Annotated in this window: 2 protein-coding genes; both read right to left on the reverse strand. The window is 45.7% G+C overall.

Annotation, left to right across the window (positions count from 1 at the left end; all coding sequences use genetic code 11):
- Nucleotides 1-55 precede the first annotated feature (55 nt).
- Nucleotides 56-973, reverse strand: a complete 918-nt coding sequence (locus tag GC098_RS23620) for an IS3 family transposase (protein WP_171645674.1) — start codon at nucleotides 971-973, stop codon at nucleotides 56-58.
- A gap of 11 nt (nucleotides 974-984) precedes the next feature.
- Entirely contained in the window at nucleotides 985-1,305 is a 321-nt protein-coding gene (locus tag GC098_RS23625) for a transposase (RefSeq protein WP_171645673.1), read from the reverse strand.
- Between the last annotated feature and the right edge of the window lie 57 nt (nucleotides 1,306-1,362).

Consider the following 1,362-nt stretch of genomic DNA (forward strand, 5'->3'; position numbering starts at 1 on the left):
GAGTCATCCCGTTAAAAAAACCAATTTTCGTAAGATTGCTTCTTTATGCAAACAATTACAACGCTTTATAAAATTTAGACCGGTCCTCCAGCGTCATCACCCATTGGGAGAACTGAGTCGGCGGCATCCGTTTTAAGCTACCGTGCATTTTGCGGTTATTGTAGAAGTCCATGTAATGATCAAGGGCTGCATAAGCCTCATCAAACGTCATTAAATCCCTTTTACCGAACAAATCCCGCTCGAGCAGACTGTGGAAAGATTCAATGTAGGCATTTGAATTAGGTGTACGTGGCGGTATTCGTTCATGAACCATCCCAAGGCTCTCACACGTATCGCCAAAAAGCTGGCTGATGAACTGAGGGCCATTATCCGTACGTACAGTGGGAGGCTCATCTCCAGGTTGTATCCGGCTCTTTAGCGCACGCCATAGCGTCTGTACGGCATGCTTGGCCTCACAAACCGGCCCTCTGTACTGCTCAACGACGACACGATCAAACACATCAATAATACTAAGTACGAAAAAGAAACGTCTGCATCCTGTCACATAACCATACTTGATGTCCATCTGCCACAGTTCGTTGGGACCCTTTACGATTCGGTTTTTCGGTAATCTGCGTGGATGTTTAGTCTTACGCTCACGCTGTTTCTGGAGAATGCCTTGTTCTTTACAAAGGCGGTAGGATTTCTTTTTGTTTAAAATTAGGCCTCGTTCATTGCGGAGGCATTGTGCGAGAAGTTTGTATCCATAGACATGCTCTTCACCTTCAAGAAGCTCTAGCAGCCACTCTGTTATCTGTTCGTCACTTACTTTTTCACCTGTTACAGTTAGAGAAAACCCAGGTAGAGGGCGTCCTTTTGGGCTATCTGCCTTACGTACTGTGGCGTTCGAAAGGCGTTTTCTCCGGTCGTAGTAAGTTGACGTGGAAAGCCCTGTGACGCGCAGAACCAGCGCTGCTACTTCTCCCCGCTTAATGAACTGGTCAGCTACTTCGTACTTTTCGGATAAGCGGGGTTCCTCTTTTTTATAAGTTCTCGCAGAATCTCATTCTCAAGTTCTTTCTCGCCTAGTATCTTCATTGCTTTCTCATATTTCGCTTCAATTTCCTGAAGTCGCTGAAGCTCTTGCATGTGCTCATCTGTCATTGGAATCTCTTCCGGAGCCACATCATCTCGATGATCTCTAATCCACCCACGAATCGTTTCTGGATGTACATCATACATGCGGGCTAGTGCCCCAACCTTAATCCCAGCTAACGCTTCTCGCACAGCTTTCAAACGTATTTCTTCTCCTAGTCTTTTTCCCATCCCCGTATCATCCCCTTTGTAAATAAGTTTAATTTATTTGAAGGGAGGACTCCAGTT

Source organism: Paenibacillus phytorum, from assembly GCF_013141715.1.
Classification (GTDB): Bacteria; Bacillota; Bacilli; order Paenibacillales; family NBRC-103111; genus Paenibacillus_E; species Paenibacillus_E phytorum.